The organism is Variovorax boronicumulans, assembly GCF_029892485.1.
In the GTDB taxonomy this organism is placed as follows: Bacteria; Pseudomonadota; Gammaproteobacteria; order Burkholderiales; family Burkholderiaceae_C; genus Variovorax; species Variovorax boronicumulans_B.
In genome coordinates, this window is sequence record NZ_JARXVG010000002.1 from 179115 (window position 1) to 195712 (window position 16598).

Sequence of the window (16598 nt, forward strand, 5' to 3'; positions counted from 1 at the left end):
AAGAAAAGGGGTGAAGGATAAAAGACGCGGCCGCGGTGCCCGGTGTCAGGGGTCAGGCCGGCCGCAGCGTTCCGGGGACGATCTTCGCATCGAACTCGCGCATGAGCATCTGCACCTCGGGGTCGCTGTGAATGGCCTCCTCCGCCATGCGTTGGCGGGCCTCGGCCGCATGCCGGTTGCGGCGCGCGGGGCTGTCGACCACGCCGCCGATCTCGATCGCGAGCTTGACGTCGTGGCCGAGCGCGTTGAGCGCCGCGGTGAGTTTCTCGCGGCTGGAAGGCTGGTTGAGCGTTTCGCGCTCGATGCGCAGGATCCACTGGTCGGTGTCGCGCCCCACGAGCTGCGACTGCAACGCGAGTTCACGCGAGAGGGCTGTGATGCTTTCGGCCGCGACCAGCTGGGTGACCGTGGCATACCAGAAGTCGCCGTCCTCACTGGGCGGGATCGGCGCGGCCGGGCCGCGTTGCTCGTCGGTGCGCGGCGCATCGCGCTGACCGGGAGGCGGCTGCACGCGGATCGGCATGCCGACAACTTTGGCGGGGGTGTCCGTGGGCGAGGGCCTGTGATCTGACTGCCGCAGGGGTTCGTCGACGACGGCGAGGCGGTGTCCCGCGGGAACCGATGCTGGTGCATTCGATGCTGCTGTGGGTGCCGGAACGGGCGGCGTGGGCGCTGTCGGATGCGGGGTTTCGGCCACAGGCCTGACCACGGGCGCCGGGGCCGGCACAGGCGCAGCGACGGGAGCCGGAGCCCTTTGCGCTGCGCCCTGGGCTTCATTCAGAGTTTTTTTTTCCGGGGTGGCCGTCGAAGCGGCCGCGTTGGAAGGCTTGAAGGCCAACAGCCGCAGCAACACCATGGTCAATGCGGCGTATTCGTCGGGCGCCAGGCCCAGCTCGCCGCGGCCGTGCAGGCAGAGGCTGTAGAGCAGCTGTGTCTCGTCGGCGGGCATCAGCGATGCGAGGCGCGCGGTGTCGGCAGCATCCGGGTCGGTGGCCGAATCGGCGGATTCCGCGCGCGAAGGCACCGCCTGCAGCACGGCCATGGCCTGCAGCACCGAGGTCATTTCCTCGAGCGTGGAAGCGGCCGACATACCATCGCGGCGCAAGGCCTCGGAGGTGTCGACCACCGTCTTGCCGTCGCCCTGCGCAAGCGCCTCGATCAGCTTGAACACATGGCCGCGGTCCACGCTGCCAAGCATCTGGCGCACGCCGGTCTCGATCAGTTCGCCGTTGCCGAAGGCGATGGCCTGGTCGGTGAGCGACAACGCATCGCGCATCGAGCCGCGCGCCGCGCGTGCCAGCAGGCGCAGCGCCTGCGGCTCGGCCGGCACCTGCTCGGTCTGCAGCACGCTCGTGAGGTGTTCGAGGATGGTCTCGGGCGCCATCGGCCGCAGGTTGAACTGCAGGCAGCGCGACAGCACCGTGACCGGCACCTTCTGCGGATCGGTGGTGGCGAGCACGAACTTGAGGTATTCGGGCGGCTCTTCGAGCGTCTTCAGCATCGCGTTGAACGCGGTGTTGGTGAGCATGTGCACTTCGTCGATCATGAAGACCTTGAAGCGCCCCTGCACCGGCTTGTAGACGGCCTGTTCGAGCAGCGACTGCACCTCGTCCACGCCGCGGTTGGAGGCCGCGTCGAGCTCGGTGTAGTCGACGAAGCGGCCCGAATCGATGTCGCGGCAGGCCTGGCAGATGCCGCACGGCGTGGCGGTGATGCCGCCCTGCCCGTCCGGCCCCTGGCAGTTGAGCGACTTGGCCAGGATGCGCGAGACCGTGGTCTTGCCCACGCCCCGCGTCCCGGTGAAAAGATAGGCGTGATGCAGGCGCTGCGTGGTCAGGGCGTTCTCGAGCGCCTGCACCACATGCCCCTGACCGACCATCTCACCGAAGGTTTTCGGACGGAACTTGCGAGCGAGCACGAGATAAGACATTGCGGGCATTCTAAAAGGCGCGGGGAGGCGACTTCACGCTTGTTTCCCCGCCGTCCCCGAAATCATTCACGCCTCGGCGAAGGGGGCAAATCGACGGGGTTAGAATCGCCGCTGACGGGCCTCCCTGCATGGTGAAGTGGCCAACCGGGTCAGGTGGGGAACCAAGCAGCCCTAACTGCGTAGTCAGTGCCAGGGGTAAGGCTCGTCAACCTCTTTCTGTAAAGCGCTTAGTTATCAAGAACTTAAGCGCTGACATGGGCTTACGAGCCCTCCTCTGTATCACTTTGCTGTGTCACCTCCGTACAACATGAAGACGGGAAATGACATGGCAAAGGTCGAGGGATTGAACCTCAGAGGTACGCGCTACTGCGTCCGAATCATCATCCCCGAGGAGCTCCGTGAGGTCTATCGCAAGACCCGCGTGAACATCGCTTTGGGGACCAGCGACCGCCGCGAGGCCACCCTTTTGGCGACTCTGAAGCGGGCCGAATGGCTCGCCGATTTCGACGTGAAAAAGCGTGAGCTGAAGCCCGAACCTCTGGCGCTCATAACCCCAGAGATGGCGCAAGAGTTGGCCTTGAGGATTCGTGCACGGGTCCTCCGTCAGGACGATGCTCTACGCGATGATTCAACGCTCATCGCTCCGCTTACTGACGTAGCGAAGGCCGTGCTTCACAACACGCGAACGCTCGGCCTCGGACCGGCCACCCCGTACTTCCCTCCTGAGCGCGACACATCTCCAGGCGCGGGCCTTTCTGACGATGACGCGGAGACGCTGGCCGGTCTGAATGCCATCCTCGATGCTCGCGCGGGTGCCGATCTTGCGAAACGCCGTAGAGCGGCTGTGCTGCCCTTGGTGCGCCTTGAAGCGCTGAAGCTAGGGGTAGCCTTCGATCCGAGCGTTGAAGGCGCACAGGAGGCTCTAACGGCCTGCCTGATGGCTTACCGGAAGGCGCGGCAGGAGGTCACCGAGAGAGACGCCGGGGAGGTCGTGGAAACGCCTGTAGTGCTGCCATCGACAGCACATATCCATCTGTCGAAGGGCAAGGCCCGCACGCTACGTGACGTGTACGACCGATGGAAGGAGTCAGGCGATGCGCCCCGCTCCGCCGACTCGCTCGTGGTCTATGACCGCGCCCTGAAGCAATTCGAGGGGCAACACAAGGGAATGACGCTCGACGCCATCACACGCGAGATCGGTGATACGTACCGCACCTGGCTCCGCGAGAACTGCAACACCTCAAAGACCGCCCGTGATCGACTCACGAACATCAAGTCTCTCTTGAAGTTTGCAGAGGAGACTTTGCAATGGATTCCCAAGCAGCCGTGGCGCGGCCTCGACATCAAGACCACCACGACGAACAAGCGAAGGCCGTGGACGAATGACGAACTCGTGGCGCTGTTCTCCTCGCCACTGCACGCGGCGTATGAACTGCCGGATGCCCGCTATGGAGGCCGTGAGGCCGCCTACTGGATTCCCCTCTTGGGCCTGTTCACAGGTACCCGGCTGGGCGAACTCTGCCAGCTTCGCACGGTTGACGTTCAGAAGGTCGAGGGAGTCAATGTTCTGGTGCTGACGAACGAAGGCGAAGGCCAGAGCATCAAGAGCGACGCAGGACAAATGTGCTGCACAGTCCCGACGAACACCGGGGACTGCGAGGGCATCATGTGACCTGAGTCGATCTGCTTTCCTAGCTCCGAGACCGTCATTGACTGCGCCCACTTCTTGGCGGCTGCGGCTTCGTCGTCTTCGGCCTTCTGGCGCATCGTCTCGGCCACACCAGCGCCGCCCGCGAACACGTTGGCGAGCGCCTTCCACCGCGTGTCTTCCACTGGTGCTGCGACTTGCTCGGTAGCTGCGATGGGACGTGCGGCCGTCTGGAGGCGTTCACCCCCGAAGTTGTCGTTGATCTGAAGGCGGGTCATGCTGCGTTCCTTCTGGCTGCCAGTCGCAGGATGTGGAGGGTGGGTTGAACGTGCGAGGCCAACCAGCGCAGGAACTCTTTCGCCTCAGGCTTGCGGCTCAACGATGCGAGCGTGTACATGCCGGATTCATTGATGACCGTGGTGTCGGGGTGCATGCCGTAAGCATTGCCCTTCCCGATGACTGCCTTGTCGGCATGGTCGATGCGCGGAATGATCTTCGGCCCGCCTCGAAGGCCCATCGCCGGGAGCACGTCGAGAGTGACGAACCAGAAGGCGCCGGCTGCATCGCTAAAGCCGCGCATGGGCTGCCCATTCGGGGGACTGAAGACGCACAAGGCAGGGACGTTCGCGACGCTCACAGTTGCACCTCGGGCTGACCGGCTACCAAGTCGCCCATGTACAGCGCCGACACGAACGGGCCAACGTGCATGTCCGAGCGAACGGCGACGGTGGCTACCAGGCCGTGGTGGTGAATGATGTGCGCGAGCGTCTGGCTATTCGTGATCCAGTGAGCGTCGCCCTCACGGGCGGGCGTACCGGCTTCGGCGTCGGCGGCGAACTGAAGGCTGCGCTGATAGTTCTTGAGGTGGTCGAATTGTTGGACCGGGAGGGAGTAGGCGCGGATAACGCGGGGGGTTGGATGTTGTGCCATTGCAAGCTCAGTTTGTGGATATGAAGACGAAGAAAAGCCCCCTGACGGCGAACCGAGAGGGGGCGATGAGGTGCGCCAGGACGGGCACCTTGAGGTGGTCGAGTGGGGGGTCTACCTATTGGGGGGGTTTTATGCCCAGGAAGCGGGCCTCGCCTGTGGAAGCATCGCGATACCGCCCCGGGCTGAACCTACGGACAGCGCTAGATTTTTCGCTCAGGCGGGAGCCTTGAGGTACTCATAGACGGTGGCCCGGGAGACTTTCAGCGCAGCCGCAATGTCGGTCTTGGGGATGCCCCTTGCTGCCATGTCGCGGAGCGATGCGGCGGCATCTTCATCAAGTGCCGGCTTGCGCCCCTTGTAGATCCCCCCCGCCTTCGCAATGGCGATTCCCTCACGCTGGCGCTCTTTAATAAGTGACCGCTCGAACTGGCCCACGGCGCCAAGAAGCTGGAGCATCAGTGTTGCCATCGGGTCATCGTTGCCCGTGAAGGTCATCCCTTCCTTCACGAACGACACCGACACGCCGCGCCTCGTGAGTTCCTCTACGACCGCCTGAAGGTCCATCAGGGAGCGCGAGAGTCTGTCCATGCTGTGAACAAACAGGTGATCGCCCTCGCGGATGAACTCGCGCATCGCTTGAAGCTGCGGGCGGTCAGTGTCCTTCCCGCTGGCTTGGTCGGTAAATGTCTTGTCGAGGATCATCCCGTCCAACTGCCGGGCATCGTTTTGGCCGACTGAGGAAACCCGAACGTAGCCGATGCGTTGGCCCTTGGGTGCGTGGCCGGTGGTCTTGCTGGATGCGGTCATGGGGATGTAATCCGGGAATGAATGTGTAAGCCTGAAGTTTAAGACTCATTCTGGAATGTGCCAATCAATTCAAACGCCAACCCTAGTCAGACACGATTTGGGCCTTGGCTCGCTGTATGGCACGGGTGTACCCTTGATGGACGGAAGCGGCTTGCCATAGAACTACCGTGCCCGCTCATAATCGTTCGATGAGCCCCATCAGAGACGCGCTTTTCGAACACCAAATGTTCCGACCTCCCGGGGGCGGTTGGTACCCGGTGGAACACATACGCCGGACAAAAGCTACATGGGAGTTCACCAAGGCGCAAACGGAATCGGAGCTAAGCGCAATGTGCGCAGAAAAACTCCTAGCCGTTCAGTGGATGAATCAGATGAGCGGCGAAAACCTGGTGACGGAGCCATGTTTCGCGGCGACAGCCGAGGGGTACATTGAGCGTGAAAAGCGTTGGCAAGAACTGAAGCGCCGACATCCCGCATTGCTTGCGCAGCAGGCTAGTACGCGCGATCTGGCTTTGGCCCTTCTAGTGAGTGTGGGGACGGACCCAGACGAACAGGCATTCTCGGAGTGTTTTCGGGTGAAGTCGCTGCATGTCTACCTTTGGTTCAGGACATCAGCTGACATCGACTCGGCGGTCGAGGAACTGATGGCGGAGGGGCTGATCCGCAGTGCGGACCCAATGTTCACATCTCAAGGCCCTGCGCTAGCGCCGACCGCCGAAGGTCGCATTTACTGCGCTCAGATGTTGGTGCCACGTCTCGGTTTAGTCGAAGATCACTCGATGCTCAGGGCGCCCGACGCCGACGCCGCGTCGGCGATGTTCGCAGGGCTGGGGCTTTCTGAAGTGATCACAGACAACCTGCAGTTCCGGTGGGAAGAAGCACAGCGGTGTCGTTCGTCCGGTGCTTGGTTATCCGCGACTGTGATGTATGGCTCAGTCCTTGAGGCATTGCTTGCCACATCGCTGGAAAGTCATCTTTCCAAGGCAATGACCGCCGTTAATGCTCCCAAGGACCAATCAGGAAAAACCTTGCCTTTGAAGGATTGGCGGTTGGAAAAGTTGCTGAAAGTGGCTTCCGAAATAGGCTTAGTGAATTCGACCGTGGCGGATTTTGGAAGCGTTTTAAAGGATGCTCGGAATCTAATCCATCCAGGAAAGCAACTGCGAGAACGCAGCAATCCTGAGGCGGCCACGGCGGCCGTTTCCGGGAATGTAGTGCGGGGTGTCATCACCACTCTCCGCGCCCGCCGCACTCCCACCGCTAGTGCCTGATGAGCCATAGTGACAACTGGGTCAACGCCGTGGCAACCCCCTTGGCGCACCTTCACGATGCCGATGAGGCCACCGTGTGGGCTGCGATCCCCGCTCAGTGGTTGCTCGTGACAGGCGAGCCGTGTGACCAAGAGGACAGTTATCACGTCATGCTGGCAGGATGCGTGGTGCAGGCCGTGCGGCACCCTCGATGATGGCCGCGAGGCTTCCTTGAGAAGCTAGGCAGAGAGTCGGCGTGTAGGGCCGCGAGGGGGTACAGGGGGGAATCTCCGCCCCGGATTTGTTCGAGGGGGTCCTCTCATTTTTGCGACAAAAGCAAAATCGCTGCAACGCCTATGATGCCCGTGCCGGAATTCGACCCCCACGCTGGTCACCGGTACGTCGAACCGCGCGACCAACGGGCGTCGATCACGTCATGCTAGTTGATACAGCCTTCGACATTTAATTGAAGGACACTCGATGTCAGATCCATTGCTTACGCCAATGCTGGTTCAGTACTTGGTTGGTCTCTGTTGTGTGAAATGGGACGCCGATGTTGTGGAGGCTACGCTTGGAGATATGGTCTACGATTCGGCGGCTGAAAAGCCCCGCGACGTTGACGTCACAGTGACCGTTTCCCCGCCTGAAGGAGGGGCATATGCGTTCAAAGCTTATGAGGTCAAACGCGAGAAAAAACCTTTAGACCTAATCGACGTCGAACAACTGTGCCTCAAGCTGAAAGATATGGATGCAGTTACTCATCGTGCGATTGTTTCAGCATCTGGATTCAGCGCGGCTGCACGCAAAAAGGCGGCTGCGCACGGAGTAGAACTCTATGAACTCCGGGAATGGACTCGTGATCTTCAGGATCAATTTCCGGCCCTTGAAATGCAGGGGACAGCACGGGACAGGTATCGGGCGGGGATGACGTTGCTATGCTGGATACAGCCTCAAATTTCAATCCGCATGGAAGCGACGTGCATGATCCAACGCGGTGACGCGCTTTACAGTGATGCAGGACAGCCGCACGCGAAATACCCAACATTCGGCGAATTCGCGGATGGCTTATTACTGCGTTCAACCGAACTGCTGCTAGGAATGGAGCCTGCCGCGACCATGTATCGAGGGGCGTTCTCCTCTATCCTCGGCCAACCACTTAACAGCTTGGAGGTGCTTGCGAGCCCGGCCTGGCAGCAAGCGCATACCCTTGAAATCAAAGACGAGGGCATTTACGTCCGGGTTGGAGAAGATCTGTGTCGAATGGATGCAGCAACAGTCACCGGGTTGCTTCAATGGCAAAAGAAAGCTGACTCAGCAAAGTATTTAATCATCGAAAATGTTGCCTCGGGCGAGGCTTTTGCTGGAGCGCTAGTGCTTAACACAGAGCAAGAAGGTGGGTTCACTGCCCTAGTGTTTTCGCCAAAGACTCGGGCAATTGATGTCCGACTTGTGAAACTTTCAGAGAAGCACAGAAACTTCATCCACAACTTAAAGCTGGAACTGCTCGGTAGTGACAGCAGCGATTGAAGTGAGGCTGCGCCGCCGCCTTGAGCTACGCCTGCCCAAGCGTCATGTGCGAAGACCCTTCACGAGCCCGATAAGACCTCCCACGAAGGGCACCAGCCACATATACATGAGTGTCCCGCCGATGGCCCTTTCGTTGCTCCAGTTGGAGCCGATGAGGTCATAGCCGATGTAGAGCATCAGCAGGGAGACGAGAATCGCCAGGGTTGAAAGCAGCTTCATTCTTCTTGTTCCCTGCTAGCTCTCAACGCCCAGGCCGATATCCAATTTGCTCAGGCGCTTTGTCGTAGGTGAGCTGCCAGCCGAAGGCCGTGAGGACGCCCGAAGATGCCCCTTCGCGGTGATGACGGGGCCACCAGGGAGACTGTTGGTTGCGGGCAATGAACACCTCCTTGTGCGTGGTCTTGATGTAGAAGGACCCGCCTGTGTTCAAGACAACTTCGCGATGGTCGAGGGCAAATTGCAGCAGCATGTTTTCAGTGGTGTAAGCCGCGCCGAAGTGGGCGGAGAACCCGACTTTGCCCATAGCCAAACGAAATTACAAACGACTATCCGAGAGTGTCTCACTATGTTGACCATCAACGCTAGGCGAGGATTCGACTACAGTGGGCGTTCGTTGTGACACCAGCGTGTATCACTTGAGGTTTTCAGATCACCTTAAGTCGTTGATTTAATTGAGTTTTTCCTTCCACCTGACAGCGGTAAGGCTCGTCAACCTCTTCAGCCACTCGTTTCACTTCATGCGAAGTGAAACGCAGCTTGCAAAATCTCTCAGCGAAAAATCCTCGGATGGCAGGCCTTTACAGGCCTAGCCTCTGGATTGCTCCGCGCGCCGCAGCCGCGCCGCTGGCCATCGACGCGGTCAGCAGGTAGCCGCCGGTAGGCGCCTCCCAATCGAGCATCTCCCCCGCCACGAACACGCCCGGCAATGCGCTCGCCATGAGCTTCGCATTGAGCGCATCGAAGCGCACGCCGCCCGCAGTGCTGATGGCCTCATCGATGGGCCGCGTCGCGACCAGCTTCAGCGGCACCGCCTTGATCGTCTTGGCCAGTTGCACCGGGTCCTGCATCGCCTCGCGGCTCAGTGCCTCGTGCAGCACGCCAGCCTTGATGCCTTCGAGACCCAGCCGGCTCTTGAGGTGACTGCTGAGCGAGCGGGCGCCGCGTGGGTGCTTCACGGCGGCCAGCACCTGTTCCGCACTGCGATCGGGCAGCAGATCGAGCAGCAGCGTGGCGCTGCCGTGCGCAGCGATCTCGTCGCGCAGCAAGGCCGAGGCTGCATAGATCAGGCTGCCTTCGATGCCCGTGGCCGTCGCGACGAACTCGCCCTTGCGCGCGAAAGTTCGCCCCTGGCTGTCGGCGAACGAGATTGCGACCGACTTGAAAGGCTGCCCCGCAAACCGGCTGGAGAAATGCTCGCTCCACCCTGCCCCGTCGAAGCCGCTATTGGCAGGCAGCAGCGGCGCGACATCGATGCCGCGCGCCTGCAGCCAGGGCGCCCATGCGCCGTCTGACCCCAGCCGCGACCAGCTCGCGCCGCCCAGCGCCAGCACCACGGCATCGGCTTTCACCGTGGTCTCGCCCGCCGGCGTTGCAAAGTGCAGTGACGACGCATCGAACGCTGCATCGCCAACCCAGCGATGCCGCATATGAAACTGCACCCCCGCCGCGCGCAGCCGATGGAGCCATGCGCGCAGCAGCGGCGCGGCCTTCATGTCCGTAGGAAACACGCGTCCCGAGGTGCCCACGAAAGTCTCGATGCCCAGGCCCGTCGCCCATTCGCGCACCTGCTGCGGCCCGAACTGCGCAAGCATCGGTTCGAGCTGCGCGCGGCGCTCGCCGAAGCGATTCATGAACACATCGAAGGGCTCCGAATGGGTGAGGTTCAACCCGCCGCGGCCGGCCAGCAGGAATTTGCGGCCCACCGAGGGCATGGCGTCGTAGACGTGCACTTGCGCGCCGGACGCGCCGAGGACTTCAGCCGCCATCAGGCCGGCAGGTCCGCCGCCGATCACGGCGACGGTTGGGGAAAGGGTCATTCGAGATTTACCAGTTCGCCCTGCCCGGTGAGGAACGCGACGCGGACCGTGGCACCGGGGTAGGCATGTTGCACGGCAACGCGGTAGCGCTGCATCTGTGCGATCAAGTTCGCGTCCCGCTCAGGGCGCGCTGCGGATTTGTAGTCGAGGATCCACCAGGCACCGCTGTCGCGCTCGCGCACCAGCCGGTCGATGCGCAAGGTCTCGCCTTCGTGGACCAGCGTGACTTCGTTGCCATGCCAATCGACCCTGCGATCGTCCCACACCCAGGCGCCCGCGCCCGCGCGGATGCGTTCGGTCAGGGTTGCGGCGCCGCGCGCCTGCTGCGGATCGAGCATGAATTCGCGGGCCGCGGCGCGCAGATGGGCCGAGGGCAGCGACTCGCCCGGCACCGCCCATTCGAGCAACCGGTGCATGGCCTGGCCGAAGGCGGCGGCGCGCGCATCGACCGTGGCATCAGCCGCCTTCTTGTCGGAAAGCTGATCGACAGCGACAGGCGCCGGAGGCATCTGCTTCATCGAGAAGCTGGCCACGCCAGTCTTGGCGGGCAGCGCAACCAGCGGCTCATCGGCCTCCGTCAGCTCGCAGGCCGGTTCCAACCGCGTCCACCAACTGCTCTCGTTGACACGCGCCGGCTTCACCGACGACAGCACCAGCCGCTCGCGCGCCCGCGTGGTCGCGACGTAGAGACCATTGAGCTCTTCGCGATGCCGCGCGCGCTGCTCTTCTTCCAGCAGCGCAGCCGCGCAGGCCGGAGGCGTCTTCTCGCTCGCGAGGAAGACGAAGCGCGTCGGCGCACTGTCGCTGCCCTTCCACTCGACCAGCACGCCCATGGTCTGCGCGCGCGGCGGCGCGGCATCGCAATCGAGCATGAGCACGGTGTCGGCCTCCAGGCCCTTGGCGCCGTGCACGGTCAGCAGTTGCACGGCATCGGGCGCGGCCACGGACGGTGCGCGCACGCCGCCGGCACGCAGCGCGCGCACCAGCGCATAGGGCGTGGCGAAGCGCGCGCCTTCGATCTCCAGCGATGCGGACATCAGCCCGCGCAGGTTGGCGAGCGCGCTCTGGCGCATCGCCGCGGGCACGGCGGCGCCGAACTTCGCGAGCACGTCGCCATCGTGAAAGATCGCGTCGATCGCATCGTGCGGCGGCAAGGTCGCGAGCCAGCGCTGCCACCTCTTCAGGCTGGCGCCCGCCTCGACCAACACTTCGGGAAGGCCCTCGCCCTTCTGGATCAACGAGAACCAGCTCGACGACGGATGCTCGCGTTGCCGCAGCGCCAGTTGCACCAGCACCTCGTCGTCGATGTTGAAAAGCGGCGACTTGAGCGCACGCGCCAGCGAGAGATCGTGCGCGGGCGACACCAGCGCATCGATCAGCGCAACCATGTCCTGCACCTCGGGCGCGTCGTGCAGCTCGTTCTTCTCGGGTTGCTGCACGGGAATATGGCGCTGGCGCAGCGCATCCTGCATCGCTGCGAGGCGGTTGCGCCGGCGCGCCAGCACCATGATCTGCCGCGGCGGCGTGCCGTCGGCGATGCGCTGCGCCACCCAGCGCGCAGCCTGCTCGCATTCTTTCTGCAGCAGTTGCTCTTCGGGCAGCACGCGCGGCGTGACGAGGCTGTCGCGCCAGTGCAGCATGCCGTCGTCGGCGGGTGCGGACTCGGCCGCGTCGCCGAGCGCATCGCGGTCGATGGGCGGCAGCTTGAGCAGTTCGCCTTCGTCGCCGCGCTCCGTCGTGTGCGCGCGGTAGCCGTCGAACTCGCCCGCATCCTGCGCCGCGAGCATGGCCTGGTTGACCAGCCCGACCACCGCGCGTGCGTTGCGGTGCGTGTGGTCGCAGTTGAGCAGTTCGCCATCGAGCCCTTCGCGCACGAACTTCTTCGCGGCGATGAACACCTGCGGCTCGGCGCGACGGAAGCGGTAGATGCTCTGCTTGGGGTCGCCCACGATGAACACGCGCGGCGCGCTGCTGCCCGCGCCCGTGTAGGAACTGAGCCAGCCGTAGAGCGCCTGCCACTGCAGCGGGTTGGTGTCCTGGAACTCGTCGATCAGGAGGTGCGCAATGCGCGCGTCGAGCCGCTCCTGCACCCAGCCCGACAACGCGGACTGGCCGAGCAGCAACTGCGCGGCCTGCTCGACGTCGTTCATGTCGACCCAGCCGTGGGCGCGCTTGACATCCCCGAACGCGGCGATCAGCAGGCGCGTGAGCCGCGTCATGCGCTGCTGGTAGAGCCACGCCGCGTGCTGGGCCTGCGCGGCGCACAGAACCTGGAGCTCGGCCTCGGCCTCCTGCGCGGCAGGGAATTTCTGCAGGTTCTTGGTGAGCCGGTCTTCGCTGGCGACGAAGAAGTTCTTCCTCAGGTGCGCGAGCGCCGCGGCGAGCGATTCGGCCGGTGGCTCGCCGACGCCGAACACATCGATGATGGCCTCGGCCGCCTTCTGCGGCGTCTTGTTGCTCTCGCGGCCGAGCGCGGCGGCGCGGTTCAGCCACCGGCGGCGGACCGGTTCGCCGCGCAGGGCATCGGTCGGCTCGTCCAGTCCTTCGAGCGACGGGTAGAGCGCGCTGAAGTGCTGAACGGCGTTCTCCGCATCGGCCAGCGAGAACTCAACGCGCTTCGTGAGCGCTTCGCCCAACGCCTTTGCCGTTTGCGAACGACCGTGCGTGGCGACGACGGCATAGTAGTCGTCCAGCGCATGCTTGTCGGCGGTCACCGCTTCGAAGAACGGCCGCCAGGTGTGGCCGCGCGCCTCGGCGTCGTCTTCGAGCAGTTCGTAGTTGGACGGCAGGCCCAGCTCGCGCAGCACCGCGAGCGGCGCGTTGCGCAGCAGGCCGGCGAACCAGGCGTGGAAGGTGCGGAACTGAACCGGGCGGCCGCCTTCGAGCAGGCGCCTGTAGAGGCCCTTCAGTCGCGGTACGGCAGCGAGTGCGGCAGCGGGCTCGACGCCGCGCATCACAAGCTGCTTGACCAGTTCTTCGGGGCTCTCTTCTGCGAACTGCTCGAGCCATTGGTCGAGCCGTTCGCGCATCTCGCCGGCGGCCTTCTTGGTGAAGGTGATCGCGAGGATTTCATGCGGCTCGCAGGCGGAGTCGCCCTCTTCGAGCAACGCGCGCACGATGCGCGACACCAGCATCCACGTCTTGCCTGCACCGGCGCAGGCTTCGACGGCGACGGATCGGCGCGGATCGCAGGCGACGGTATAGAAGGCCTCGCGTGTGACGTGACGGCCGTTGTGTTCGTAGGCTGCGCCGTTCATTTCGTATCGCCTCCGACCGCCGGGCCGCCCCAAGGCGGAGGCGCCTCCCCCTCGGGGGGTGGCGAAGCACACGCAGTGGCAAGCCGGGGGGCTTCATCGCCCCAGAAGTCTTTGCGGCACAGGCCACGGGCCGCGCAGTAGTCGCAGACGGCGCCCTCGCCCAGCGGCGGCAGCGCCGCGCCCTCGGCGATGCGGGTGAAGTCGCTCATGATGCCGGCCACCAGCGCGTCCCTTGCCTCGACCACCGCAGGCTGCTCGACTGTCTGCGTGCCCGAGGACTTCTCGCCCACGTTGACGTAGGCCGCACGCAAGGTGTCGTCCGCCACCAGTGCGGCATAGAAGGCAAGCTGCGTGTCCTCGGTCGGGTCCTTCACGCGCTCCTTGGTGACGCTCGCGGACTCAGTCTTGTAGTCGATCACGAGGGCCTGGCCGTCGGACGTGCGGTCGATCCGGTCGAGGCGGCCGACGAGGCGTAGGTCGCCCAGCGGCTGCTCCTTCCAGGGTTCGGATTCGATGAACACCGCACCGCCGGCCTCGTGCCCCGCGAGCCATTCGAGATAGCCGTCGCGCACCGCGGGCCAGGCCGCGGCGAAGGGCAGGAATTCGGCGTCGGAGAGCGCGTACTCGCGCGTGGCGCGTTGCGCGGCTTCCTTGATGCGTGCCACGCGCTCCTGCGCATCCTGCGTCGGGGTTTCGATCAATGCCTCGTGGAAATGACCGAGCACGGCGTGCAGCCAGTTGCCGAAGTCGCGCTTGTCGACCTCGACATCAAGTTCGTCGGCGCTGCGCAAACCCAGCTGCCGCAGCGCGAAGAAGCGATAGGGGCAGCGGCGCAGGTCCTCGTACACGCTGGTCGATATCTTCTCCAGCGGGAGCGATGCGCCCGAGGGAGTGGGGACAGTGGTCGGTTGCACGGTCACGTCGCGCCCAGGACGCGGGTCGACGGCGGATTGCAGCACATGGTCGAGCTGCAGCGCCTGCACCAGCGGGCTCGGACGGACCGGCTCGCCGCTCGCGTCGGATGCGCGCCAGACCAGTTCGCAAAAGGGGTTGTGCAGGGCCGCAGTCCACGCCGAGCGCTGCGCGGCCTCGAGCGTCTCGCGCGAAGGAAGGCCCAGTTCGAGGCGCTGCGCGGCGCTCCAGTTGCCGGGCGGCTCGGGCGATGCAGGCAGGCGACGGTCATCGCAACCGGGAATGACCACGGCACCGAACGCACGGCCGAGCAATTGGTACAGCGGCAACACGATCACCCTGGGCGCCTGGTCGCCAGCGGGCGGCACGAAGCTCGCGTCTTCGAGCACGTCGCGCACCCAGGCGGTGAATTCGGCGAGGGTGTGGCGGCCACCGGGGAACTCATCGGCATCGCCGTGCGCCTCGGCATCGAGCCACAAGGCGGCGATGACCTTGCCGCCGGCCATGTCATCGGCAAGGGGCGTCCATTGGCCGCTGCCCTCGAGCAGTTCGCGCAATGCGCGCAGCCATTCGGCCACGGGCCTGGACTTCATCATCGCCGCACGGCGTGCTTCGATGGCCTCGGTGTAAGGGAGCAAGGCCACGTCGCCCGGCTTCTCGCTGCGGGCCGCGAGCCCGCACCATGCGGACCAGTCGCGCAGGCCTTCGCGTCGCAGGCGTACTTCCAGGGCCTGCACGGCCAGCGCATCGCCATCGGCACCGCTCTTGAGCCATTCGAGCACCTGGTCGCTGGCGGCGTCGTGGGCGCAGGCGCGCAGCGCGCTCATCAGCGTGGCGGCGGCGCGCGTGGTCGAAAGCTTCCAGCCGGTCTCGTCGTGCGTGACGACGCCCTGCGCCTTGAGCTGGGCGCTGATGCGGCGCGTGAGCGCGCGGTCGGTGGCGATCAGCGCGACCGGCGCGCGGCCTTCGGCGAGGTGGCGCAGCACGCAGGCGGCGGCGAGCTCGGCCTCGTCTTCAGGATCTGCGGCCACGTGCGAAGCCGCCGGGTCCACGGGCGTGTTGGCGGGCACCAGCGAAAGATGCAGCGCCTGGTCGCCCCACAGGGTGCACAGCGTCTGGGTGAGCGGATCGGTTTGGAAGCCTTCGAGCACGATCAATGCATCGACCTGATTGCGCGTGCTTTCTCGCAGCAGCACGTCCGTCGCATAGCCCGAGGTCGCGGCCCAGGCGACGGCGATGCGGATCAGCGCGCTTTCGATGCGGAACCACTCCGACTCGCTGCCCGCCTCGGCCACCTGCGCGGCGCGCTGGGCCCACTCGCCGACGCGCGCGTCCGGCAACTCCGCCGATGCGAGCGGCGCGAGCTGGTAGGCCAGCTCGACGACGCGGCCGGCCAATGCGAAGCGCTCGTTGTTGAACCCGGACTGCGACAGCAGCGACTGGGCAGTGATGAGGTCGCGTGCCATGTCGAATGCGATGTCGTAGCCCGTCGGCAGGAAGCCGCCCGCGCTGCGTGCCCAGTTGTGCGTGGTCTCGAAGCGCGGCACGAAGCCCGCGCTGCCGCAACGCGCCCACATGCCGCGCGCCACGCCCATCAATTGCGCATACGGCACTAGCACCACGGTGCGCGCGGCATGCAGCTGGCGCTCGGCGAGCGCGCGCACGATGCGCGCGACGACGCCGTCGGCGGGATCGCACCACAGGGCCTGGACGGGGTGGCCTTCGTTCATGTTCTATCGAGGGGTTTGGGAGCGCGTTGTCGTGATCTGCAAGGGCTTTGGCTATCGCTGCCATAGCGGCTGCGCATGGCACGTCACCCCTTGGTTTCTGTCACAATGACCAGCACTTTAGCTGCACCGAAACTCTCTGCGCACAAGGACACATCACATGGCCAGCGACCTGATCAAACACATCTCCGATTCCTCCTTCGAAGCCGACGTGCTCAAGTCCAGCCAGCCAGTGCTGGTCGACTACTGGGCCGAATGGTGCGGCCCCTGCAAGATGATCGCCCCGATCCTTGACGAAGTGTCGGCCACCTACGAAGGCAAGCTACAGATTGCCAAGCTGAACGTGGACGAAAACCGCGACATCCCTGCCAAGTTCGGCATCCGCGGTATCCCCACGCTCATGCTGTTCAAGGACGGCCAGCTGGCCGCCACCAAGGTCGGCGCCATGAGCAAGGCGCAACTCACGGCCTTCATCGATCAGCAACTCGCCTGAAGGCATTTCACCCGGCCAATGCGCAATGCATTGGCCGGCGCGTTTTTCCTGTCATAATCTCCCACAGATCACCGGCCCTTT

At 64.2% G+C, this 16598-nt stretch carries 13 protein-coding genes and 1 other RNA gene; 5 read left to right on the forward strand and 9 right to left on the reverse strand.

Annotated features, from left to right (window positions below):
* Positions 1 to 52: 52 nt before the first annotated feature.
* On the reverse strand, positions 53 to 1930 hold the full coding sequence (gene dnaX / locus M2282_RS06025) for a DNA polymerase III subunit gamma/tau (RefSeq protein WP_280807875.1): 1878 nt from the start codon (positions 1928 to 1930) through the stop codon (positions 53 to 55).
* A gap of 113 nt (positions 1931 to 2043) precedes the next feature.
* Here dnaX and ffs point away from each other — a divergent pair.
* Positions 2044 to 2140, forward strand: an RNA gene (gene ffs, locus M2282_RS06030) — signal recognition particle sRNA small type.
* A gap of 115 nt (positions 2141 to 2255) precedes the next feature.
* Entirely contained in the window at positions 2256 to 3602 is a 1347-nt protein-coding gene (locus M2282_RS06035) for a DUF6538 domain-containing protein (RefSeq protein ID WP_280807876.1), read from the forward strand.
* A gap of 250 nt (positions 3603 to 3852) precedes the next feature.
* On the opposite strand, the gene M2282_RS06040 is transcribed toward M2282_RS06035, so the two are convergent.
* The 3 genes from M2282_RS06040 to M2282_RS06050 form a co-directional block, all read right to left on the reverse strand.
* Complete coding sequence (locus M2282_RS06040; RefSeq protein WP_280807877.1) at positions 3853 to 4158, reverse strand: BRO-N domain-containing protein; 306 nt, start codon at positions 4156 to 4158, stop codon at positions 3853 to 3855.
* Between the two features lie 53 nt (positions 4159 to 4211).
* On the reverse strand, positions 4212 to 4508 hold the full coding sequence (locus M2282_RS06045; RefSeq protein ID WP_280807878.1) for a hypothetical protein: 297 nt from the start codon (positions 4506 to 4508) through the stop codon (positions 4212 to 4214).
* A gap of 213 nt (positions 4509 to 4721) precedes the next feature.
* Positions 4722 to 5315, reverse strand: a complete 594-nt coding sequence (locus M2282_RS06050) for a recombinase family protein (RefSeq protein WP_280807879.1) — start codon at positions 5313 to 5315, stop codon at positions 4722 to 4724.
* Between the two features lie 371 nt (positions 5316 to 5686).
* Between M2282_RS06050 and M2282_RS06055 the strand changes: the two genes are divergently transcribed.
* A complete protein-coding gene (locus M2282_RS06055) occupies positions 5687 to 6586 on the forward strand; it encodes a hypothetical protein (RefSeq protein WP_280807880.1) in 900 nt (299 codons plus the stop codon).
* A gap of 459 nt (positions 6587 to 7045) precedes the next feature.
* Positions 7046 to 8092, forward strand: coding sequence for a restriction endonuclease (locus M2282_RS06060; protein ID WP_280807881.1), 1047 nt, complete (start codon positions 7046 to 7048; stop codon positions 8090 to 8092).
* Positions 8093 to 8134: 42 nt separating this feature from the next.
* Here the strand turns inward: M2282_RS06060 and M2282_RS06065 are convergent, their stop codons facing one another.
* From M2282_RS06065 to M2282_RS06085, 5 genes are all read right to left on the reverse strand, one after another.
* Positions 8135 to 8311: a hypothetical protein gene (locus M2282_RS06065; RefSeq protein WP_280807882.1), complete on the reverse strand. Its 177-nt coding sequence runs from the start codon at positions 8309 to 8311 to the stop codon at positions 8135 to 8137.
* Between the two features lie 22 nt (positions 8312 to 8333).
* Positions 8334 to 8561: a hypothetical protein gene (locus M2282_RS06070; protein WP_280807883.1), complete on the reverse strand. Its 228-nt coding sequence runs from the start codon at positions 8559 to 8561 to the stop codon at positions 8334 to 8336.
* A gap of 328 nt (positions 8562 to 8889) precedes the next feature.
* Positions 8890 to 10128 (reverse strand): TIGR03862 family flavoprotein, encoded by a 1239-nt coding sequence (locus M2282_RS06075; protein ID WP_280807884.1) that lies wholly within the window; start codon positions 10126 to 10128, stop codon positions 8890 to 8892.
* The gene (locus M2282_RS06080) at positions 10125 to 13385 is read right to left on the reverse strand and encodes a UvrD-helicase domain-containing protein (RefSeq protein WP_280807885.1); all 3261 of its coding nucleotides are present in this window, start codon (positions 13383 to 13385) and stop codon (positions 10125 to 10127) included. Before M2282_RS06080 ends, M2282_RS06075 begins: the two co-directional genes overlap by 4 nt.
* On the reverse strand, positions 13382 to 16027 hold the full coding sequence (locus tag M2282_RS06085) for a PD-(D/E)XK nuclease family protein (RefSeq protein WP_280807886.1): 2646 nt from the start codon (positions 16025 to 16027) through the stop codon (positions 13382 to 13384). The genes M2282_RS06080 and M2282_RS06085 overlap by 4 nt, the downstream gene beginning before the upstream one ends.
* Positions 16028 to 16184: 157 nt before the next feature.
* On the opposite strand from M2282_RS06085, the gene trxA reads away from it, so the two are divergent.
* Positions 16185 to 16517: a thioredoxin TrxA gene (gene trxA / locus M2282_RS06090; RefSeq protein ID WP_013540933.1), complete on the forward strand. Its 333-nt coding sequence runs from the start codon at positions 16185 to 16187 to the stop codon at positions 16515 to 16517.
* Positions 16518 to 16598: the final 81 nt, after the last annotated feature.